Raw genomic sequence first — 21,703 nt, 5'->3', positions numbered from 1 at the left:
GCCGACCCTCTGCTTGTAAGGCAGATGCTCTCCCGGCTGAGCTAATCACCCCCGCGATGTTGCATGTTGCGTTTGCTTCGCTGAGGCCGCGAAATTTACGCAGGTACCGATGCTAAGTCAATACCCCCGTTGAATTTTTTTTGAAAAACCGCTCCAGGGGCAGTGTTCTCGGTCGCAGCAATCGGCCCATCGTGGACGCACTGGCAGCACAGGCTTGCTCGTCCGGATCCAAGCTCGAAACTCAAGGCTTGGGTTACGGCCGTGGCCTCACCCGTAGATCATTTTGCGCGTCATGCCACCGTCGACCACGAATTCCTGGCCGGTCACGAAGACCGCCTGGCGTGACAGCAGCCAGGCCACCAGCGCAGCGACGTCTTCCACCGTCCCTACCCTGCCGGTCGGGTGCTGGGCGTGGTCGGCCTCGGACAGGGGTTCGGCGCGGCGCTGCGACGGGTCACGGGCATCGATCCAGCCAGGGCTGACCGCATTGACACGGATTTCCGGTCCCAGGCTCATGGCCAGCGCGTGGGTCAGGGCAACCAGGCCGCCCTTGCTCGCCGCATAGGCCTCGGTATCCGGCTCGGACTGGCGGGCGCGGGTCGAAGCCAGGTTGACGATCGAGCCGCCATGGGCGCGCAGATAAGGCGCGCAGTGCTTGGCCAGCAGCATCGGACCACTGAGATTGACCGCCAACACCCGATTCCACTGCGCCAGGCTAAGGCTTTCCAGGGGGTTGTTGTGCGGATTGGCGACTGCCGCATTACATACCAGCGCGTCCAGACGACCGAACTGGCCGAGCACCTGGGCCACACCCGCGCTCACCTGAGCCTCATCCGACACATCCATGGCGATGAACCAGGCATGCGGGCCCAGGGCCTTGGCGACCCGGGCCCCACGCGGTCGGTCCAGGTCACTGAGTACCACCTGCCAACCCTCGCAGATCAACCACGCGGCGATGCCCAGGCCGATGCCGCGCGCGGCACCGGTGACCAAGGCCACCCGACCGTTGTGCTCAGGCTCGCCGACCGACCAGTCGATCACAGCGCCGCCAGGCCACGGGCCAGGTCGGCCTGCAGGTCGGCCACGTCTTCCAGCCCCACCGCTACACGGATCAGGCTGTCACGAATGCCTGCGGCCTCGCGCTCCTGAGGCGTCAGACGCCCGTGGGAGGTGGTCGCCGGATGGGCGATGGTGGTCTTGCTGTCGCCGAGGTTGGTGGTGATGGAAATCACCCGAGTGGCGTCGATGAAGCGCCAGGCGCCCTCCTGGCCACCCTCGACCTCGAAACTGACCACCGCGCCGAACCCGCTCATCTGGCGCTTGGCCAGCTCGTGCTGCGGATGGCTGGGCAACCCGGCGTAGTGCACTTTCTGCACGCCGTCCTGATGCTCCAGCCACTCGGCCAGGGCCTGGGCGCTTTCACAATGGGCGCGCATGCGCAGCTTGAGCGTCTCCAGGCCCTTGGTGAAGACCCAGGCGTTGAAGGGGCTGAGGGTCGGCCCCGCAGTGCGCAGGAAGCCCACCACCTCGTTCATCTGCTCGGCACGACCGGCCACGGCACCGCCCATGCAGCGACCCTGGCCGTCGATGAACTTGGTGGCCGAATGGAAGACGATGTCGGCACCCAGTTTCAGCGGTTGCTGCAAGGCCGGGGTGCTGAAGCAGTTGTCCACCACCAGCATCGCGCCACCTTCGTGGGCGATATCGGCGAGCGCGCGAATGTCCACCAGCTCGGCCAGGGGATTGGACGGCGACTCGACGATCAGCAACTTGGTATTGGCCTTCAGGCCGCCTTTCCAGCCGGCCAGGTCCGCCAGCGGCACGTAATCCACCTGCAGGCCGAAACGCTTGAAGTACTTTTCGAACAGGCTGATGGTCGAGCCGAATACGCTCTGCGACACCAGCACGTGATCGCCGGCGCTGCACAGCGACATGACCACGGCCAGCAGCGCCGACATGCCGGTGGAGGTGGCCACGGCCTGCTCGGCCCCTTCCATCGCCGCCAGCCGCGTTTCGAATGCGCGAACGGTGGGGTTGGTGTAGCGCGAATAGACATTGCCGGGCGTCTGACCGGCAAAGCGCCCGGCAGCATCGGCCGCCGTGCGGAAAACGTAGCTGGAGGTCAGGAACAGCGCTTCGCTGTGCTCGGCCTCCGGCGTGCGGTGCTGACCGGCGCGCACGGCCAGGGTGTCGAAACCGACACCCTCCAGGTCGCTGTCCAGTCGCCCGGCATCCCATTGATCCGTCATGCCGTAGTCCTCACAAAGTGCAGATCAGTTGTTGTACAGGTCGATGATCGCGCTGACGGCCTGGGTCTTGACCTTGGCGGCATCGTTGCGCGCCTGCTCGATCCGTTCCAGATAGGCATCGTCGATGTCGCCGGTGACGTATTCACCGTTGAACACCGCGCAATCGAAATGCTCGATCTTGATCTTGCCGCCCCCGACCGAGTCGACCAGGTCCGAAAGGTCCTGGTAGATCAGCCAGTCGGCGCCGATCAACTCGGCCACCTGCTCGGTGGTACGGTTGTGGGCGATCAGCTCGTGAGCGCTCGGCATGTCGATGCCGTAGACGTTGGGGTAGCGTACTGCAGGGGCCGCCGAGCAGAAGTAGACGTTCTTGGCACCCGCTTCGCGGGCCATCTGGATGATCTGCTTGCAGGTGGTGCCGCGCACGATCGAGTCGTCCACCAGCATCACGTTCTTGCCGCGGAACTCCAGCTCGATGGCGTTGAGCTTCTGGCGTACCGACTTCTTGCGCGCGGCCTGGCCGGGCATGATGAAGGTGCGACCGATATAGCGGTTCTTGACGAAGCCTTCGCGGAACTTGACGCCCAGATGGTTGGCCAGCTCCAGTGCCGCCGTGCGGCTGGTATCGGGAATCGGGATGACCACGTCGATGTCGTGCTCGGGCCGCTCGCGGCGAATCTTGTCCGCAAGCTTTTCGCCCATGCGCAGACGCGCCTTGTACACCGACACGCCATCCATGATCGAGTCGGGGCGTGCCAGGTAGACATGCTCGAAGATGCACGGCTGCAACTTGGGTGCCTGGGCGCACTGGCGGGTGTACATCTGCCCTTCTTCGGTGATGTAGACCGCCTCGCCAGGAGCCAGGTCGCGAATCAGGGTGAAGCCCAGCACGTCGAGGGCCACGCTTTCGGAGGCGATCATGTATTCCACGCCTTCGTCGGTATGGCGCTGGCCGAACACCACCGGGCGAATGCCGTTGGGGTCGCGGAAGCCGACGATGCCGTAGCCGGTGATCATCGCCACCACGGCGTAACCACCGACACAACGGCTGTGCACGTGCGACACCGCGGCGAACACGTCGTCTTCGGTCGGCTGCAGCTTGCCACGCACGGCCAGTTCGTGGGCGAAGACGTTGAGCAGCACCTCCGAGTCGGAGTTGGTGTTCACATGGCGCAGGTCGGACTCGTAGATTTCCTTGGCCAACTGCTCGACGTTGGTCAGGTTGCCGTTGTGTGCCAGGGTGATGCCGTACGGCGAGTTGACGTAGAACGGCTGCGCCTCGGCAGAGGTGGAACTGCCGGCCGTGGGATAGCGCACATGGCCGATGCCCATGTGACCGACCAGGCGCTGCATGTGGCGCTGCTGGAACACGTCGCGCACCAGACCGTTATCCTTGCGCAGGAACAACCGGCCGTCATGGCTGGTCACGATACCGGCAGCGTCCTGGCCGCGGTGCTGGAGGACCGTAAGCGCGTCATACAGCGCCTGATTGACGTTCGACTTACCGACGATACCGACGATGCCACACATGCGACGCAACCCCTACTTTGATGAATCTTGAGTGAAAAGCGCTCAGGGCCGGGAAGGCCCGAGCAACTGTTCCTTGAACGGCAGATCGACCGGAGCGCTGATCCCGTTGGACATCCACTGACCGGCCAGGCCCAGGATCAGGTTCTTCGACCAGTCGGCGACCAGCAGAAACTGAGGTATCAGGCGAGACTCCTGCCACCACGCATCCTGCTGTACCGGCCCCAGGCTCAGCAGCCCGACAGCCACCACCACCAGCAAGCCTCCTCGTGCGGCGCCGAAAGCCATGCCCAGGAACCGGTCGGTGCCGGACAGCCCGGTCACCCGGATCAGCTCGCCAATCAGGAAATTGATCATCGCGCCCACCAGCAGCGTGGCGATGAACAGAATGGTGCAGCCGGCGATGACCCGAGCCGAAGGTGTCTGGATGTAACCTTCCAGATACTGCGACAGGGAACCGCCGAACATCCAGGCGACTGCGCCAGCGACGATCCAGATGAGCAGAGACAAGGCTTCCTTGACGAAACCGCGCTTGAGGCTGATCAGTGAGGAAATGGCGATAACTGCAACGATCGCCCAATCGACCCAGGTAAATGACACGGTGCGGCCTGCCTACATTCGAGGCGGCGCATTTTAGCAGAGCGAAGGGCTTGGGGTAAGCGGAATGTCAGGCCGTTGCAGGCCTGCAGCCTGACTCCCAGGACAACTTCAAGCGCCTGGGAGAGGGGTCCGGACCGCCACCGCCGCCCTGCGCGAAGCGCTCGGGCAGCGCGATGGAGCGGATCGCAGGGCGTCACTCACGCTCGGGCTGGAAGCGTACGACGATACCCTTGAGGTTCTGCTGGCGATTGATCGCATCGCGCAGGCGCTCCGCTTCGGTGCGGTCGATGATCGGACCGACGAAGACCCGGTTCAGGCCACCGGTGGTGCGGATGTAAGCGTTGTAGCCCTGACTGCGCAGGGTCTTCTGCAGGTTGTCTGCACCTGTCCGATTGGACAGGCTGGCCAACTGGATCGACCAGCTGACCGGCAGGCCATTGGCATCGATCTTGGACGTCGCCGACTTGCTCGCAGTGCTGGCCGCACTGGAGGCAGCGCTGGCAGCGGGCGCCTGCGCCACAGGCTGGGCCGGACGCGAATCTGTCCTGGGCTCGACGGCCGGCGCCTGGGCTTTCGCGACAGGAGTCTGAGCCGTTTGCGAAGGCGCCGGTGCGATCGGCTGGGTGGGCGTGGACGGCGGCGCTGTGGACTCATCGACCACCACCGGGGCCTGCTCCGAGAGATCGGGCAGCGGCTGGGGCTGGGGCACCTGGACTGGCTCGACCTTGATCTCGGACGGACTCGGCATGGCCGGCGCCTGCGGCACATCGACGTGCACCTGGCGCATCTCGTCTTCACGAGTGAACAGCATCGGCAGGAAGATCACCGCCAGCGCCACCAGCACCAACGCCCCCACCATCCGCTGCTTCATGCCCTTATCCAGCACAGCCATCTACTCCATCCTCCAGGACCTGCCCCGCTAGCCACTCCAGGGCCTGGCCGACGCAGAAAAACGAACCGAACAGCAGGATCTGGTCATCTGCCGTTGCCTCGGCGCACTGCCCCTCGAGGGCAGCAGCGACACCGGCATATGACTTCACCGTCGCGCCGTGGTTCGTCAGTGCGTCAGCGAGTTCCTCGGCCGAGCGACTGCGCGGGGTATGCAGAGGCGCCACCGCCCAGCGGTCGACCAGCGGCAACAGCGGCGCGAGCACGCCCTCCAGGTCCTTGTCGGCCAGCAGCCCGAACACCGCCAGGCGCCGGCCGGCCACGGGCCGTGTCGCCAGGCGACGCGCCAGGTACTGCGCGGCGTGGGGATTGTGGCCGACATCCAGCAACAGCTGTACTGCCTTGCCGCGCCAGTGCACCACACGCCGGTCGAGGCGCCCGGTGATGCGCGTGTCCAGCAGCGCCTGGACGATATCGCCCTGCACCCACGGCAGGCCCATCAACAGGTAGGCCTGCAAGGCCAGGGCCGCATTTTCCATCGGCAGGTCGAGCAGGGGCAGATCGGCCAACTCCACCACGTCGCCGCCCGGGGTGGTGCCGCGCCACTGCCAATGGCTCTGGGTACTGGCCAGGTCGAAATCGCGCCCACGCAGGAACGACGGACAGGCCAGTTCGGCCACCTTGTCCAGCAGCGGCTGCGGCGGATCGAGATCGCCGCACAAGGCAGGTCTGGTCGGTCGCAGGATGCCCGCTTTCTCGAAGGCGACCTGCTCGCGGGTATCACCCAGGTAGTCGATGTGGTCCACGCCGATGCTGGTGATCAGGGCGTAGTCGGCATCGATCAGGTTGACCGCATCCAGGCGCCCGCCCAGCCCGACCTCCAGCACCACGGCATCGAGCCCGGACTGGCTGAACAGCCAGAACGCCGCCAAGGTCCCCATTTCGAAGTAGGTCAGCGAGATATCGCCACGGGCGGCCTCCACGGCCGCGAAGGCACGACACAGGTCCTGATCGCTGGCTTCGTCGCCCTCGATCAGCACCCGTTCGTTGTAGCGCAGCAGGTGCGGCGAACTGTAGACGCCGACCCTCAGGCCCTGGGCGCGCAGCAGGCTCGCGACGAACGCGCAGGTCGAACCCTTGCCGTTGGTGCCGGTGACCGTGACCACCCGCTCAGCCAGGCGCCCCAGGTCGAGCCGCTCCAGCACCTGGCGGGAACGCTCGAGCCCCATGTCGATGGCCGAAGGGTGCAACTGCTCCAGGTAGGCGAGCCACTGGTCCAGGGTACGCGGGTTCATCACGCGACGACGGCCGCTTCTTTGGCTTGTTCGGGCGTGGGTTGACCGGTCATCTGTGCCAGCAGGCGTGCCAGGCGCGGGCGCAGCTCCTGACGGGAAATGATCAGGTCGATGGCCCCGTGCTCCAGCAGGAACTCGCTGCGCTGGAAGCCTTCGGGAAGCTTCTCGCGCACGGTCTGCTCGATCACGCGTGGGCCGGCGAAGCCGATCAATGCCTTCGGCTCGCCGATGATCACGTCGCCAAGCATCGCCAGGCTGGCCGAAACGCCGCCGTAGACCGGATCGGTCAGCACCGAAATGAACGGAATGCCTTCTTCGCGCAGGCGCGCCAGCACCGCCGAGGTCTTGGCCATCTGCATCAGCGAGATCAACGCTTCCTGCATGCGCGCACCGCCCGAGGCGGAGAAGCAGATCATCGGGCAGCGGTGCTCGAGCGCATGGTTGGCCGCCCGCACGAAACGCTCACCGACGACGGCGCCCATCGAGCCGCCCATGAACGAGAACTCGAAGGCGCTGACCACGATCGGCAGGCCCATGAGGGTGCCGCTGACGGAAATCAGCGCATCCTTTTCACCGGTCTGCTTCTGGGCAGCGGTGAGGCGATCCTTGTACTTCTTGCCGTCGCGGAACTTCAGACGGTCGACTGGCTCCAGGTCGGCGCCCAGCTCTTCACGCCCCTCGGCGTCGAGGAAGATGTCGATACGCTCGCGGGCACCGATGCGCATGTGATGATTGCACTTGGGGCAGACATCGAGGGTTTTTTCCAGCTCCGGACGATACAGCACGGCTTCGCAGGATGGGCACTTGTGCCACAGGCCTTCGGGCACCGAGCTCTTCTTCACCTCGGAGCGCATGATCGAAGGGATCAGCTTGTCTACCAACCAGTTGCTCATGCTCTAATTCTCCCGTTCCGGCCGGTGGCGGGCTGGCGTTCACCCGCCCTGCCCCGGCCCTTGAGCTCAAAATCATGTTCGATACGACGATGGATCGGCCACGGGCACTTCCCGAGCACCGCTCCACCTTCAACCTGTACGCCGACGCCCGCGGCGCCGCGTGTTCTGATGGCCAGCCCCATGGAGCCGACCGGGCAGCACCGAGCTGCGATAGCTATGGACGATGGCGCACGGCCAACCGTCACATCCACGCTCATGCCTGCCTGACCGCACTCAGGAAGGCGTGAATTCTGTCGGCATCCTTGATGCCCTTGGCCCGCTCGACACCGCCGCTGACATCCACCGCATACGGACGCACCTGGCGGATCGCCTGGGCGACGTTGTCCGGGGACAAGCCGCCAGCGAGGATGATCGGCTTGCTCAGCCGCGGCGGCACCAACGACCAGTCGAACGCCTCGCCGGTGCCTCCCGGCACGCCTGGCACATAGGTGTCGAGCAGAATGCCGCGCGCGCTGCTGTACTGCTGGCAAGCCCGTTCCAGGTCGTCCCCCGGCCGCACGCGCAGGGCCTTGATCCAGGGCCGGTGATGGCCCTCGCAGTCGGCCGGGCTTTCGTTGCCGTGGAACTGTAGCAGGTCCAGCGGCACCGCCTCGAGTATCTCGGCCAACTCGCAGCGCGGGGCATCGACGAACAGCCCGACGCTGGTCACGAATGGCGGCAGCTCGGCGACGATCGCCCGCGCCTGACGTACGTCCACCGCCCGCGGGCTCCTGGCGTAGAACACCAGGCCGATGGCATCGGCGCCGGCCTCGACGGCGGCCAGGGCGTCCTCGATGCGGGTGATGCCGCAGATCTTGGTGCGCACGTTGCTCATGGCGACACTCCCGGGTAATCGATCAAGGGCCGGATCTTAGCAAATGAGCCGCAGCCCGTCAGTCGAGCAGCGACTCGTAACCGCTGAGAAAGTGTGGGCCGATGTAACGCTGCGGCAAGGCGAACTCGTCGGGGTACTCCACCTGCACCAGGTAAAGCCCGTGGGGATGCGCGGTCACCCCGCCCTGGCGACGGTTGCGGCTCTCCAGCACCTCCCTGGCCCAGGCCACCGGACGTTCGCCGGCACCGATGCTCATCAGCACTCCGGCGATGTTGCGCACCATGTGATGCAGGAATGCGGTGGCGCGCACGTCGATCACGATCATCCGCCCATGACCGGTGACGCGCAGGTGATGGATATGCTTGATCGGCGACTTGGCCTGGCACTGGCTGGCACGGAAGGCACTGAAATCGTGGGTGCCGAGCAGGTGCTCGGCCGCCTGGGCCATCGCCACGACGTCCAGTGGCCGATGGTTCCAGGTCACTTCCTCGGCCAGGTGCGCCGGACGAATGGGGTCGTTGTAGATGACGTAGCGGTAGCGCCTGGCGCAGGCCTTGAAGCGGGCGTGAAAATGCGCCGGCATGGGCTTCGACCAGGTCACGCTGATGTCATGGGGCAGGTTGAAGTTGCTGCCCAGGGTCCAGGCCCGCTCATCGCGCTGGGCCCGGGTGTCGAAGTGCACCACCTGGCCGCAACCGTGCACGCCGGCATCGGTGCGCCCGGCGCAGATCACGCCGATGGGTTCGTCGGCGACCTTGGACAGCGCCTGCTCCAGCGCCTGCTGGACACTCGACACGCCGCTGGCCTGACGCTGCCAGCCCCGGTAGCGGGAACCTTTGTATTCAACGCCCAGGGCGATGCGCGAATAGCCTTCGGCCGCCGATTCGGCCGCCTCGATGTCATTGATGTCCAAGAAAGCCAAACCTGTGGAGCCGATCGAAAGGCCGCCATTATAAAGAAAAACGGCAGCCTGCTGGGCTGCCGTCGTCCACCGCCTTGCCGTAGCGCCTCAGACCAGCCGCGACAACATGTCCTCGGCTTCCTGGCGCTGGGTATCGTCACCATCCTTGACCACCTCATCGAGAATGTCACGGGCTCCATCGTGGTCGCCCATGTCGATGTAGGCACGCGCCAGATCGAGCTTGGTCGCCACCTCATCGGTGCCGGAGAAGAAGTCGAAGTCCAGGTCATCCAGGGCCTCGGGTTCCAGCGCGGCGTCCTCGGCGGTGAAGCGCGGCTCCGGTGCTGGCTCGGACAGGCTCTGGGACAGCTTGCCCAGTTCGGCGTTGACATCGTCGAGTTCGGCCGCGAACTGCTTGTCGCCGGGCGTCTGGTCTTCGAGCGACAGCGACAGATCGAAGTCTTCCGGCAGTTCGAGTTCGGAGAGCGGGTCGTACTCGGGGATCTCGTCGAACGCCGCCAGCTCGGCCGCCACGTTCACCGGCGTCTCGCCGTCCGCTGCAGGGGTTGCGGGCGTCGCATCGCCCACGTCCAGATCGAAGTCCGACAGGTCGTCCAGATCCTGCTGCGCGGATTGCGCCTGGGCCTGGGCCAGTAGGGCCTCGAAGTCGGCGTCGGCATCGTCCGCACCCGAGGTGGCCGGCTCGGCTTCGGCTTTCGCCACATCCCCGGCGTTCGACACCGGCGCATCGAGCGAATCATCGAGCACCAGGTCGTCGTCCAGGCTCAGGTCGAAGTCCTCGTCCACGCCCGGCGTGGCGGTGAGCGACTCCAGCTCGGGCTCGGCGTCCGAGGCGGCAAGTGGTTCTTCCTCAGGCGCTGGCGGCGACTGCGGATTGTCCTGCAGCAGCGCCTGCACATAGGCCTGGTCCTTTTCCGCTGCCAGCGCGGCAGCACCCAGACCGATGGCGGCCGCAGCCGCGACGGCGACCATGGCTGGATAGCGCTGCTTCAGGCCCTCGACCTTACCCAGGTTGTCCGCGCTGGCGGCCAACTGCGACTCCTGCTCGGCGAACGCCTGCTGGTCCCCCTGGCGGGCGTAGACTTCCATGAGTTTCAGGCGCAAATCACTGCGCTGCGGCTCGGCGGCCACCACCGGCTCGAGCAGGCCAGCGGCATGGTTCAGGCGACCTTTGGCCACGCTCTCGTCCACGTCGGCCAGCAGCGCGGCGTAGGGGTCGGCAGCGGGAGGCACGGTGGCAGCCGGTTTCTGCGCGGCCGCGGCACCGGCGACGGATGCCGCCAGGGCCGCTGGTGACAGGGTCACCGTGGGCGCGGACACATCCAGACCCTCGAAACTGCCCGGTGGCAGGTCCGGATCAGGACCACGATCGCCGTCCTCGGCCAATGCACGGGCCATGCGCAGGTGTTTCTCGGCCTCTTGCTGGGCTTTGCGCTTGCGCGCCAGTAGCAACAGCAACAGCAGCAACACGAGAAACGCAGAGCCGGCCAGCAACGCCAGCAACAGCGGGTTGCCCAGCAGATCATCGAGCAGGCTGGGCTCTGCCTGAGGCTGCGCAGCGACCTGCTGCTCAGGCTCAGGCACTGGCGCGGTATCGACCGCGGCGGGCGGCGGTGTGACTACAGGCTCGGCCGGGGCCAGTTGCGCGTTGATCGGCGGCTCCACCGGCTGTTGCGCCACGGCAGCGGCAGGCTGCTGCGCGCTGGCTGGATCTGGCTCGGCAGCGCCCTGGGCCTGAAGACGTGCCAGCTGATCGTTCTTCAACTCGATCAGGCGCTGCAGCTTGTCCAGCTGGCTCTGCAGGTCGGTCATGCGACTCTGCAGCTCTTCGTTGTCCCGACGGCTGGTGTCGAGGCTTTCCTGGGCGACCGCGAGCTTGTCGCTCAACGCCTTGGCATCGTTGGCCGCGCCTTGGTCGCCCGGCGCGACCAGGCGCAGGTTGTCGCCCTGGGCGATGCGCGCCGGCGCAGCATCGGCAGCGCCGCGACGGGTGGCATCCAGCTGCCGCGCACGTGGTCCGAGACGACGCCCCTCGCGCCAGGCGGCGTACTGCTCGGCCACCTCGCGGATTGCCTCACCCTGCGGGATGCTGCGGACCTGCTGCTGGTCGGGAAGGCGCAACACCTGGCCGGTCTTGAGCTGATTGATGTTGTTGCCGATGAACGCATCCGGATTCAGCGCCTGGATGGCCAGCATGGTCTGCTGGATCGAGCCGCCCTGGGTATTGCGCGCAGCGATCTGCCAGAGCGTGTCGCGCTGGCGAGTGGTGTAGCTGGCGCCCGTGGTGGCTGGGCTGACCGCGCCCTGTACGGGTGCGGCGGCGGCCGGCGGCGCGGCGTCCAACGCTACGCTGTAATCGCGCAGGAGCCGGCCCTGGGGCCACATCACCTGAACCAGGAACTTGATCATCGGTTCCGGCAACGGCTTGCTGGAGGTCACGCGCAACACGCTGCGGCCGTTGGGATTGATCACCGGGGTGAAGCTCAGGTCCTGCAGGTAGGCGGGCAAGGTGACGCCGGCCTTGGCGAATTCTTCGGCGGGCGCCAGGCTCGGCGCCACCTCCGCAGGCTTCAGGTCGCGTACGTCGAGCAGCTCGATCTCCGCATCCAGGGGCTGGTTCTGCGCCGACTTGAGGGTCAGCTCCCCGAGGCCGAGTGCGTGGGCCATGCCGGACGACAGCGCCGAAGCAGCCGCGATAGCCAGAACCAGTTTGCGAATTCGAAGCATGGACCTGTTCCCTTGTATGAATCGTCCCAATACATGCCATTGGTGTAGGACAAATTACCGGTCAGTATCTTTTACGCCATTTTTTTAATCAACAAGTGCGCCAATTGTACGGCGTTGAGCGCGGCGCCCTTGCGCAGGTTGTCGGTGGTCAACCACAGATCGAGTTGCCGAGGGTCGCCGATTCCCTGACGTACACGACCAACATAGACCACGTCCTGGCCGACTGCGTCCCCTACAGGTGTCGGATAGTCGTCATTTTCCACCCGCTCGACGCTCGCTGCGCTGTCGAGCGCCTGGTTGATCGCCTGCACGTCCACCGGCTGGCGGCTGACCACGGACACATTGAAGCTATCGCCGAAAAACACTGGGACTTGAACGCAGCTCGCGGAAATCTTCAGTTCGGGCAAGCCCATGAGCACGCGGGTTTCACTCATCAGGCGGCGCTCCACGACCGTGTGCCCATGCCCGTCGCTGTCGCCGACCTGCGCCAGCACGTTGAAGGCCATCTGCCGGTCGAAGAAACGCGGCTCCAACGGACGGGCGTTGAGCAACTCGGCCGTCTGCCGTGCCAGCTCGTTGACCGCCTCGCGCCCTTGGGCCGACACCGCCAGGCAGCCCATGACCTGAATGCGCTCGATGTCCAGCAGCCCCTTGAGCGGCGCCAGGGCGACGGCCAAGGCGATCGCACCGCTACCGGGGCTCGACAGCAGGGCCGGAAGGGCCAGGTCGTCCAGCTGATGGGCATTGGCCTCGGGCACCAGCGCCAGCGCATCGGGCAAAGCGCCGGAAAGGTCGATCACCGAGCACCCTGCCTCGCGCGCCTTGGGTGCGAAACGAAGACTGACCGCGGCACCGGCGGCGAAGAAGGCCAACTTGACCTGGGCGAAGTCGAAGCTGTCGACCTCACGCACACGCAGCTTCCTGCCCGCGAACATCACGCTGCTGCCCGCCGACTCCGGGCTGGCCAACAGGTGCAGGGTGGCGACCGGAAACTGCAGGTCCTCGAGGATCTGCACCAGGGTTTCACCGACGCTGCCGGTGGCACCGACAACAGCGATATCAAGGGCTTGGTTCATGGTTTGGGACCTTTTGCGGGAACGGCGGGGGCGGCACTTTACTCGATTGCCGTGAAAACAAAAAACCCGTGCTGCTGCCAGCACGGGCTTTTCGAGAACGCGAAGCGATCAACGCTCCAGCAGGATCCGCAGCATGCGCCGCAGCGGCTCGGCGGCACCCCACAGCAACTGATCGCCGACGGTGAAGGCACCCAGGTACTGGGAGCCCATGTTCAGCTTGCGCAGGCGGCCGACCGGCACGTTCAGGGTGCCGGTGACCTGGGTCGGGCTCAGCTCCTGCATGCTGATCTCGCGCTGGTTGGGCACCAGCTTCACCCAAGGGTTGTGCTGGCTGATCAGCCCTTCGATATCGGCCAGCGGCACGTCCTTGTTCAGCTTGATGGTCAAGGCCTGGCTGTGGCAGCGCATGGCACCGATGCGCACGCAGATCCCGTCGACCGGAATCGGGCTCTTGAAGCGACCGAGGATCTTGTTGGTCTCGGCCTGGGCCTTCCATTCCTCACGGCTCTGGCCGTTCGGCAATTCCTTGTCGATCCATGGGATCAGGCTGCCGGCCAGCGGCACGCCGAAGTTCTCGGTAGGGAAGCCTTCGCCACGCATGGCCTCGGCCACCTTGCGGTCGATGTCCAGGATGGCACTGGCCGGGCTGGCCAGCTCATCGGCGACTGCGGCGTGAATGCCGCCCATCTGGCGGATCAGCTCGCGCATGTTCTGCGCACCGGCGCCGGAGGCGGCCTGGTAGGTCATGGCGCTCATCCACTCGACCAGACCGGCTTCGAACAACCCGCCCAAGCCCATCAGCATCAGGCTGACGGTGCAGTTGCCGCCGATGTAGTTCTTGGTGCCGGCATCGAGCTGATGGTCGATGACCTTGCGGTTGACCGGATCGAGGACGATGACCGCGTCGTCCTGCATGCGCAGCGACGAGGCCGCATCGATCCAGTAGCCTTGCCAGCCGGCTTCGCGCAGCTTGGGGAAGACTTCACTGGTGTAGTCGCCACCCTGGCAGGTCAGGATCACGTCGAGGGTCTTGAGCTCTTCGATCGAATAGGCGTCCTTGAGCGGCGCCGTCTCCTTGCCGACGTTGGGGCCTTGGCCACCGACGTTGGAGGTGGTGAAGAACACCGGCTCGATAAGGTCGAAGTCCTGCTCTTCCAGCATCCGCTGCATGAGCACGGAACCGACCATGCCGCGCCAACCGATCAGACCTACACGTTTCATCGCAACTACACCTTTGCTAAAAAGTGGGCCACCGTCGAAGGGAAACGACGGCGGGCCAGAGAGATTACAGATTCCGCAGCGCGGCGACTACCGCATCGCCCATTTCACGGGTACCGACGCGGGTGCAGCCGTTCGACCAGATGTCACCGGTGCGCAGTCCCTGGTCCAGCACCAGGCTCACGGCACGCTCGATGGCCTCGGCCGCAGCCTGCTGGTTGAAGCTGTAGCGCAGCATCATCGAGACCGACAGGATGGTCGCCAGCGGGTTGGCGATACCCTGGCCGGCGATGTCCGGCGCCGAACCGTGGCACGGCTCGTACATGCCCTTGTTGTCGGCGTCCAGCGAGGCCGAAGGCAACATGCCGATGGAGCCGGTGAGCATCGAGGCTTCGTCCGAAAGGATGTCGCCGAACATGTTGTCGGTGACCACCACGTCGAACTGCTTGGGCGCGCGCACCAGTTGCATGGCGGCGTTGTCGACGTACATGTGGCTGAGTTCGACGTCCGGATAGTCCTTGGCCACGTCCTCGACCACTTCGCGCCACAGCTGGCTGGAGGCCAGGACGTTGGCCTTGTCCACCGAGCACAGCTTCTTGCCCCGCACTCGGGCCATGTCGAAGCCGACACGGGCGATGCGACGCACTTCGCTTTCGCTGTAGGGCAGCGTGTCGTAGGCCTGGCGCTCGCCGCCTTCGAGCTCGCGCTGACCACGCGGCGCGCCGAAATAAATGCCGCCGGTGAGTTCGCGGACGATGAGAATATCAAGACCGGAGACGATCTCGGGCTTGAGCGAGGACGCATCGGCCAACTGCGGATAGAGGATGGCCGGGCGCAGGTTGGCGAACAGGCCCAATTGCGAGCGGATCTTCAGCAGCCCGCGCTCAGGGCGGATGTCGCGCTCGATCTTGTCCCACTTCGGCCCGCCGACGGCACCGAGCAGCACCGCATCGGCCTGACGGGCACGCGCCAGGGTCTGGTCGGCCAGCGGCACACCGTGCTGGTCGATCGCAGCGCCACCGATGACGTCGTGCTCCAGGACCAGATCCAGGGCGAACTTGTCGTTGGCCAGCTCCAGCACCTTGACCGCTTCGGCCATGATTTCCGGACCGATACCGTCACCGGGAAGAATCAGAATCTGCTTGCTCATGCTTTCCTCTAGTCGTTCAAGCGGCGCGGCAGCATTCGCCGCGCCGAAAGGCTATCGCTCGGCCCACAGCACCAGCACATCCGTGCTGAACGAGCCATCGGCCTCGATCTGGTAATACTGCCGTACTTCTTCGCCCATGGCCTGCTGCAGTTGGCGGATGGCGACCTGCATCGGCTCGGGCGTGCGCATGCGCTCGACCCAGGACGCGAAGGCCAAGTGCAGGCGCTGGCGGCTGTGACTGCGTACCGACAGGCCGGCGTCGCTGACCGTTTGCAGCCACTGGGCCGCAGAATAATCGCGCACATGGCTGGTGTCGCGCAGTACTTCGACGCTTTGCAGGTAGGTGTCGAGCAGCGGGCTGCCCGGCGACATCACATCGATGAACGCTGCCACACCGCCTGGTTTGAGCACGCGGCGCGCCTCACGCAGAGCCAGCCCCAGGTCGCTCCAGTGATGCGCTGAATAGCGACTGATGACGAAGTCGAAGGCGCCATCGGCGAAAGGCAGACGTTCAGCCGCGCCCCGCTCGGTCACGATGTTGTCCAGACCCCTAACTGCCGCCGCGCTGGCCACCACGTCCAGCATCGCCTGCGACAGGTCGTAGGCCACCACCTCGGCCACCAGGGGCGCCACCTGGAAGCTCACGTGTCCGGCGCCACAGCCCAGGTCCAGCACCCGCGCAGCGCTCTGCCCCTGCAGTTCGGCCTGCAGCAGCGCGAACTCGGTCCCCTGGGCATGGACGGTACTGCTCAGATAAGCACTGGCCTGCTCGCCGAACTGACGTTGGACCACCTCGGTGTGCGTGCTGCGGGTCATGGATCGATCCTCGAATGTCGGTGAATGCAACCGGCACGAATCAGGCCTGGCGGAACAACCAGGGCTGAGAGGCGCGGTGCCGGCCTTCGAAGGCCTTGATCGCTTCGCTGTCCTGCAAGGTCAGACCGATGTCGTCCAGGCCGTTGAGCAGGCAGTGCTTGCGGAAGGCGTCGATCTCGAAGTGCAGCACCTTGCCATCGGGGCGGGTCACCGCCTGGGCCTGCAGGTCGATGGTCAGCTGGTAACCGGGGTTGGCCTCGACCTGGCTGAACAGTTCATCGACTTCCTCGTCGGCGAGAATGATCGGCAGCAGGCCGTTCTTGAAACTGTTGTTGAAGAAGATGTCGGCGAAGCTCGGCGCGATCACGCTACGAAAGCCGTATTCGTCCAAGGCCCATGGGGCGTGCTCGCGGCTGGAACCGCAACCGAAGTTCTCGCGGGCCAGCAGCACACTGGCGCCCTGGTAGCGTGCGTGGTTGAGCACGAACTCCTGGTTCAATGGCCGCTTGCTGTTGTCCTGGTAGGGCTGCCCCACGTCCAGGTAGCGCCATTCATCGAACAGGTTCGGGCCGAAGCCGGTGCGCTTGATCGACTTGAGAAACTGCTTGGGGATGATCTGGTCGGTGTCGACGTTGGCACGGTCCAACGGCGCGACGAGACCAGTGTGCTGGGTGAAGGCTTTCATGCTGCGCTCCCTTGGATCAACTCGCGGACATCGATGAAGTGGCCGGTCACCGCGGCGGCGGCGGCCATGGCCGGGCTCACCAGGTGGGTGCGGCCACCGGCCCCCTGACGACCTTCGAAATTGCGGTTGGAGGTGGAGGCGCAGTGCTCGCCACTTTCCAGCCGATCCGGGTTCATCGCCAGGCACATCGAGCAGCCCGGTTCACGCCACTCGAAACCGGCTTCGAGGAAGATCTTGTCCAGCCCCTCGCGCTCGGCCTGGGCCTTGACCAGGCCCGAGCCCGGCACCACCAGCGCCTGCTTGACGTTCGCCGCCACCTTGCGCCCCTTGGCGATCTCGGCAGCCGCGCGCAGGTCTTCGATCCGCGAGTTGGTGCAGGATCCGATGAACACGCGGTCGAGCTTGATGTCGGTAATCGCCTGGTTGGCCGCCAGGCCCATGTACTTCAGCGCGCGCTCGATCGAACCCCGCTTGATCAGGTCCGGCTCGGCGGCCGGATCCGGCACACGCTGGTCCACGGCCAGGACCATTTCCGGCGAGGTGCCCCAGCTGACCTGCGGCTTGATCTGCGCCGCATCCAGCTCCACGACGGTATCGAACACGGCATCGGCATCGGAGACCAGGTGTTTCCAGGCCTCGACCGCCTGAGGCCACTGCTCGCCGGTGGGCGCGTAGGGACGACCCTGGACATAGGCGACCGTGGTCTCGTCCACGGCCACCAGGCCGACGCGGGCGCCCGCTTCGATGGACATGTTGCAGATGGTCATGCGGCCCTCCATCGACAACGCACGGATGGCACTGCCGGCGAACTCCATGGCATGGCCATTGCCACCGGCCGTGCCGATCTTGCCGATCACCGCCAGTACGATGTCCTTGGCAGTGACGCCGGCAGGCAGCTGGCCTTCGACGCGCACCAGCATGTTCTTCATCTTCTTGGCCACCAGGCACTGGGTCGCGAGCACATGCTCGACCTCGGACGTGCCGATGCCATGGGCCAGGGCACCGAAGGCGCCGTGAGTCGAGGTGTGCGAATCGCCGCAGACCACGGTCATGCCCGGCAAGGTCGCGCCTTGCTCGGGGCTGATGACGTGAACGATGCCCTGGCGTTCGTCATTCATCTTGAATTCGACGATGCCGTACTCATCGCAGTTTTCGTCCAGGGTCTGTACCTGCAGGCGCGACACCTGGTCGGCGATGGCCTCGATGCCGCCCTTGCGCTCCGGGGTCGTCGGCACGTTGTGGTCGGGCGTCGCGATATTGGCATCGATGCGCCACGGCTGCCGACGGGCCAGGCGCAGGCCTTCGAAGGCCTGGGGCGAGGTGACTTCGTGGATGATGTGACGGTCGATGTAGATCAGCGACGAACCGTCGTCGCGGCGCTTGACCTCATGAGCATCCCAGAGCTTGTCGTAGAGCGTTTTGCCAGCCATCAGACTGTTCCTCATCAGCTACTTTCTGTGCCAATAACCCCTTGGCTTGTACGGACGATGCTAAAGCGCTAGATTGAATAACTCAAATTCATAATTTTCATACTTTGGATAACCGAAAGGAATTCGATCAGGTGGACCTGGCCAATCTCAGCGCCTTCATCGCCATTGCCGAAACCGGCAGCTTCTCCAGCGCCGGTGAACGTCTGCACCTCACTCAGCCCGCCGTGAGCAAACGCATCGCTGGGCTGGAACAGCAGCTCGACGTGCGCCTGTTCGATCGCCTCGGTCGCGAAGTGACGCTCACCGAGGCCGGCCGGGCGCTGCTGCCCAGGGCCTACCAGATCGTCAACGTGCTGGACGACACCCGTCGCGCCTTGACCAACCTCACGGGTGAGGTCAGTGGACGCCTGACCCTGGCCACCAGCCATCACATTGGCCTGCACCGACTGCCGCCCGTGCTGCGCACCTTCACCCGGACCTTTCCCGGGGTGGCCCTGGACATCCAGTTTCTGGATTCGGAAGCCGCCTACGACGAGGTGCTGCATGGTCGCGCCGAAATCGCCGTGATCACCCTGGCCCCGGAGCCTCACCATCTGATCCGGGCAGTACCGGTGTGGAACGACGCGCTGGACTTCGTCGCCGCTCCCGAGCATCCCCTTGCCCGTGATGGCCAGGTGAACCTGGCCGACGTCGCCCGCCACCCCGCCGTGTTTCCCGGCGGCAACACCTTCACCCATCACATCGTCCAGCGGCTGTTCGAAAGCCAGGGGCTGACGCCGAACATCGCCATGAGCACCAATTATCTGGAAACCATCAAGATGATGGTCGCCATCGGGCTGGCCTGGAGCGTGCTGCCGCGCACCATGCTCGACGAACAGGTCGCCTCCATCGCCCTGCCCGGCATCGGGCTGTCCCGCCAACTGGGCTACATCCTGCACACCGAGCGAACGCTGTCGAACGCCGCGAAGGCATTCATGGCCCTGCTCGACAGCCATGCCGAGCCCCACTGATCGCACGGCGGCTGGGGGTGTGGCCGTGGATTATTGGGCGACCTTCCACGACCCCAGGACTCGATGACCCGCAATCCTGCGCCTTGAACGCCGTCCACGAAAAAGGGCACCCGAAGGTGCCCTTTCCTATGCCCGACGCACTCAGTTGAGCGCTGGCTTTTCACCGTTGATCGGGATGCGCTTGGCCTTGGCCTCTTCCGGCACCACACGCAGCAGGTCGATGCTGAGCAGGCCGTTGGCCAGGTCGGCAGCCTTGACTTCGATGTGATCGGCCAGGCGGAACGACAGCTTGAAGGCCCGCTGTGCGATACCTTGGTGCAGGTAGGTCACCTCGGTGGCGGCCTTGTCACGCTTGCCACCGGACACGGTCAGCACACCTTTCTCGACTTGCAATTCGAGATCCTGCTGTTGCAGGCCGGCGGCCGCGATCACGATGCGGTACTGATCATCGCCATGCTTTTCAACGTTATAGGGCGGGTAGCTGCTACCGGCCTCGTTGCGCGCCGCAGATTCGAACAGGTCGTTGAAACGGTCGAAACCGACGGAATGGCGGAACAGTGGAGCGAGAGAGAAAGCGGTAGTCATGGTCATTAACTCCTGAGATTCAGCAAGTAAGTCACTCCGCGACCCGACTTCGGCATCGCGTACTCAAGAGATAAGGTCCCCGATGTGGCTTTCAAGGGACGACAACTGATTTTTTTCAGGATGGGCGACGAGCGGTCAGGCGACATCCAGGTCAGGGTCTGCATTGAAACCCTCCAGGCCGAGCAACCGACTGATACGTGCGCAGTCGTCCTCGCGCCGCATCTGGGCGAACAACGCCACCGCCTCTGGATAGCTGCGGGTCAGCATCGCCAGCCACTGCTTCATTCGGCCCGGCGCATAGCGTGGCGACAGCTTCGCCTGCGCCTGGCGCCAGAACTCGCGCAGCAGCGGCATCAGCTCGTCCCAGCCCAGCGGGCGATACGCCCTGCCCTGCCGAGCCGCAGCGATCTGCAAGCCCAGGTCCGGTCGCGAAACCAGCCCGCGCCCCAGCATGATGTGCTCGGCACCACTGACCTCGCGGCAACGTCGCCAGTCTTCGACCGTCCAGATCTCGCCGTTGGCGAAGACTGGCACCGCCACCACATCCTGGACCTTGGCCACCCACTCCCAATGCGCCGGAGGCTTGTAGCCCTCGACCTTGGTTCGGGCGTGCACCACCAGGTGCGCGGCGCCGCCCTCGGCCAGTGCCGTGCCGCACTCCAAGGCTCCATCCGGGCTGTCGAAGCCCAGGCGCATCTTGGCGGTGACAGGAATGTGCCCCGGCACCGCGCGCCGCACTTCGCGCACGATGGCGTGCAGCAGCTCCGGCTCCTTGAGCAGCACGGCGCCGCCACGAGACTTGTTGACGGTCTTGGCCGGGCAACCGAAATTCAGGTCGATGACCGGCGCACCCAGCTCACAGGCCAGGGCCGCGTTCTCAGCCAGGCACACCGGATCCGAGCCCAGCAGTTGCACCCGCATCGGCGTGCCCGCCGCCGTGCGAGCGCCCTGGCGCAACTCCGGCGCCAGCTTGTCGAACGACGACGCGGGCAGCAGACGGTCACAGACGCGAATGAACTCGGTGACGCACCAATCGATGCCACCGACCCGCGTCAGGACGTCACGCAGGATGTTGTCGACCAGTCCCTCCATGGGGGCCAGAGCGATTTGCATGGCAGGCTCTCGGAAAAAGGCGTAGGTAAGGGAAAGGCCGAACGGTCAGCTCTGCAGCAGTGCCGGCCCGTAGCCCTCGATGAATTCGGTCGGCATCCGCCGAGGCTTGCCACTGGACAGCTCGATGCACGCGAAGGTGGTCTGGGCTCTGAGCAGGGTCACCCCATCGCGCGGCCGCAGCAGCTGGAAACGGCGGGTCATGCGCAGGCGCTGATCCCAATCGACGATCCAGGTGCCCAGTTGCAGTTCGTCATGCTCGTACGCGGCCGCCAGGTAGTCGATCTCGTGACGCACCACCGCCATGGCCCGATCGAGGCGTCGGTACTCGGTCAAGTCCAGCCCCAGGCGCTGGGAATGGCGCCAGGCGCAGCGCTCCAACCAGCTGACGTAGACCGCGTTGTTGGCATGTCCCAGCCCGTCGATGTCTTCGCTGCCGACCTGGAGGTCGATGATGAAAGGCGTTGCCAGATCCCAGCCCATGCCCGCTCCTGAATCGATGAACCAGGCCAGTCTACCCAAAGCCGCCGTGCAGAAAAACAAAAGGCCCATTCAATAATCGAATGAGCCTTTGAAGTCCCGCAAGACACGGGTAAAAATGGCGTCCCCTAGGGGACTCGAACCCCTGTTACCGCCGTGAAAGGGCGG

The 21,703-nt window shown here is 65.2% G+C and carries 20 protein-coding genes; 1 reads left to right on the top strand and 19 read right to left on the bottom strand.

What is annotated here, in order from left to right:
• Positions 1-267: 267 nt before the first annotated feature.
• The 16 genes from IAE34_RS23990 to leuC all read right to left on the bottom strand — a co-directional run bounded on the left by IAE34_RS23990 (position 268) and on the right by leuC (position 18,350).
• A complete protein-coding gene (locus IAE34_RS23990) occupies positions 268-1,041 on the bottom strand; it encodes an SDR family oxidoreductase (protein ID WP_200141446.1) in 774 nt (257 codons plus the stop codon).
• Positions 1,038-2,249, bottom strand: coding sequence for an O-succinylhomoserine sulfhydrylase (locus tag IAE34_RS23985; RefSeq protein ID WP_200141445.1), 1,212 nt, complete (start codon positions 2,247-2,249; stop codon positions 1,038-1,040). Before IAE34_RS23985 ends, IAE34_RS23990 begins: the two co-directional genes overlap by 4 nt.
• A 24-nt stretch (positions 2,250-2,273) precedes the next feature.
• Entirely contained in the window at positions 2,274-3,779 is a 1,506-nt protein-coding gene (gene purF / locus IAE34_RS23980) for an amidophosphoribosyltransferase (RefSeq protein ID WP_200141444.1), read from the bottom strand.
• Between the two features lie 42 nt (positions 3,780-3,821).
• Complete coding sequence (locus tag IAE34_RS23975) at positions 3,822-4,376, bottom strand: CvpA family protein (protein ID WP_200141443.1); 555 nt, start codon at positions 4,374-4,376, stop codon at positions 3,822-3,824.
• A gap of 193 nt (positions 4,377-4,569) precedes the next feature.
• A complete protein-coding gene (locus IAE34_RS23970; protein WP_200141442.1) occupies positions 4,570-5,268 on the bottom strand; it encodes an SPOR domain-containing protein in 699 nt (232 codons plus the stop codon).
• The gene (gene folC / locus IAE34_RS23965; protein WP_200141441.1) at positions 5,252-6,559 is read right to left on the bottom strand and encodes a bifunctional tetrahydrofolate synthase/dihydrofolate synthase; all 1,308 of its coding nucleotides are present in this window, start codon (positions 6,557-6,559) and stop codon (positions 5,252-5,254) included. Before folC ends, IAE34_RS23970 begins: the two co-directional genes overlap by 17 nt.
• Positions 6,559-7,452 carry an acetyl-CoA carboxylase, carboxyltransferase subunit beta gene (gene accD / locus IAE34_RS23960; protein ID WP_200141440.1) on the bottom strand — a complete coding sequence of 298 codons (894 nt, stop codon included), beginning with the start codon at positions 7,450-7,452 and terminating at the stop codon, positions 6,559-6,561. The genes folC and accD overlap by 1 nt, the downstream gene beginning before the upstream one ends.
• 253 nt (positions 7,453-7,705) lie before the next feature.
• Entirely contained in the window at positions 7,706-8,326 is a 621-nt protein-coding gene (locus IAE34_RS23955) for a phosphoribosylanthranilate isomerase (protein ID WP_200141439.1), read from the bottom strand.
• A gap of 58 nt (positions 8,327-8,384) precedes the next feature.
• Positions 8,385-9,239 carry a tRNA pseudouridine(38-40) synthase TruA gene (gene truA / locus IAE34_RS23950; protein ID WP_200141438.1) on the bottom strand — a complete coding sequence of 285 codons (855 nt, stop codon included), beginning with the start codon at positions 9,237-9,239 and terminating at the stop codon, positions 8,385-8,387.
• 96 nt (positions 9,240-9,335) lie between these two features.
• Positions 9,336-11,975, bottom strand: a complete 2,640-nt coding sequence (locus IAE34_RS23945) for a FimV/HubP family polar landmark protein (protein ID WP_200141437.1) — start codon at positions 11,973-11,975, stop codon at positions 9,336-9,338.
• Positions 11,976-12,046: 71 nt separating this feature from the next.
• Positions 12,047-13,051, bottom strand: a complete 1,005-nt coding sequence (locus IAE34_RS23940; protein WP_200141436.1) for an aspartate-semialdehyde dehydrogenase — start codon at positions 13,049-13,051, stop codon at positions 12,047-12,049.
• Positions 13,052-13,159: 108 nt separating this feature from the next.
• Positions 13,160-14,272 (bottom strand): aspartate-semialdehyde dehydrogenase, encoded by a 1,113-nt coding sequence (gene asd / locus IAE34_RS23935; protein WP_200141435.1) that lies wholly within the window; start codon positions 14,270-14,272, stop codon positions 13,160-13,162.
• Positions 14,273-14,336: 64 nt separating this feature from the next.
• Positions 14,337-15,419, bottom strand: a complete 1,083-nt coding sequence (gene leuB / locus IAE34_RS23930; RefSeq protein WP_200141434.1) for a 3-isopropylmalate dehydrogenase — start codon at positions 15,417-15,419, stop codon at positions 14,337-14,339.
• Positions 15,420-15,470: 51 nt separating this feature from the next.
• Positions 15,471-16,235, bottom strand: coding sequence for a class I SAM-dependent methyltransferase (locus IAE34_RS23925; RefSeq protein WP_200141433.1), 765 nt, complete (start codon positions 16,233-16,235; stop codon positions 15,471-15,473).
• Between the two features lie 40 nt (positions 16,236-16,275).
• Positions 16,276-16,920 (bottom strand): 3-isopropylmalate dehydratase small subunit, encoded by a 645-nt coding sequence (gene leuD, locus IAE34_RS23920; protein WP_200141432.1) that lies wholly within the window; start codon positions 16,918-16,920, stop codon positions 16,276-16,278.
• Entirely contained in the window at positions 16,917-18,350 is a 1,434-nt protein-coding gene (leuC, locus tag IAE34_RS23915) for a 3-isopropylmalate dehydratase large subunit (RefSeq protein ID WP_200141431.1), read from the bottom strand. The genes leuD and leuC overlap by 4 nt, the downstream gene beginning before the upstream one ends.
• Positions 18,351-18,481: 131 nt before the next feature.
• On the opposite strand from leuC, the gene IAE34_RS23910 reads away from it, so the two are divergent.
• Positions 18,482-19,360, top strand: a complete 879-nt coding sequence (locus tag IAE34_RS23910) for a LysR family transcriptional regulator (RefSeq protein ID WP_200141430.1) — start codon at positions 18,482-18,484, stop codon at positions 19,358-19,360.
• 141 nt (positions 19,361-19,501) lie between these two features.
• Here the strand turns inward: IAE34_RS23910 and IAE34_RS23905 are convergent, their stop codons facing one another.
• From IAE34_RS23905 to IAE34_RS23895, 3 genes are all read right to left on the bottom strand, one after another.
• Positions 19,502-19,945, bottom strand: coding sequence for an Hsp20 family protein (locus IAE34_RS23905; protein WP_200141429.1), 444 nt, complete (start codon positions 19,943-19,945; stop codon positions 19,502-19,504).
• Positions 19,946-20,080: 135 nt separating this feature from the next.
• A complete protein-coding gene (locus IAE34_RS23900; RefSeq protein ID WP_200141428.1) occupies positions 20,081-21,058 on the bottom strand; it encodes a tRNA dihydrouridine synthase in 978 nt (325 codons plus the stop codon).
• A gap of 45 nt (positions 21,059-21,103) precedes the next feature.
• Complete coding sequence (locus IAE34_RS23895; RefSeq protein ID WP_200141427.1) at positions 21,104-21,538, bottom strand: acyl-CoA thioesterase; 435 nt, start codon at positions 21,536-21,538, stop codon at positions 21,104-21,106.
• Positions 21,539-21,703 lie beyond the last annotated feature (165 nt).

Source organism: Pseudomonas sp. S30, from assembly GCF_016518545.1.
GTDB lineage: Bacteria > Pseudomonadota > Gammaproteobacteria > Pseudomonadales > Pseudomonadaceae > Aquipseudomonas.
Note: the sequence above shows the minus strand (reverse complement) of the source record. Positions and strands in the feature narration are given on the sequence as shown.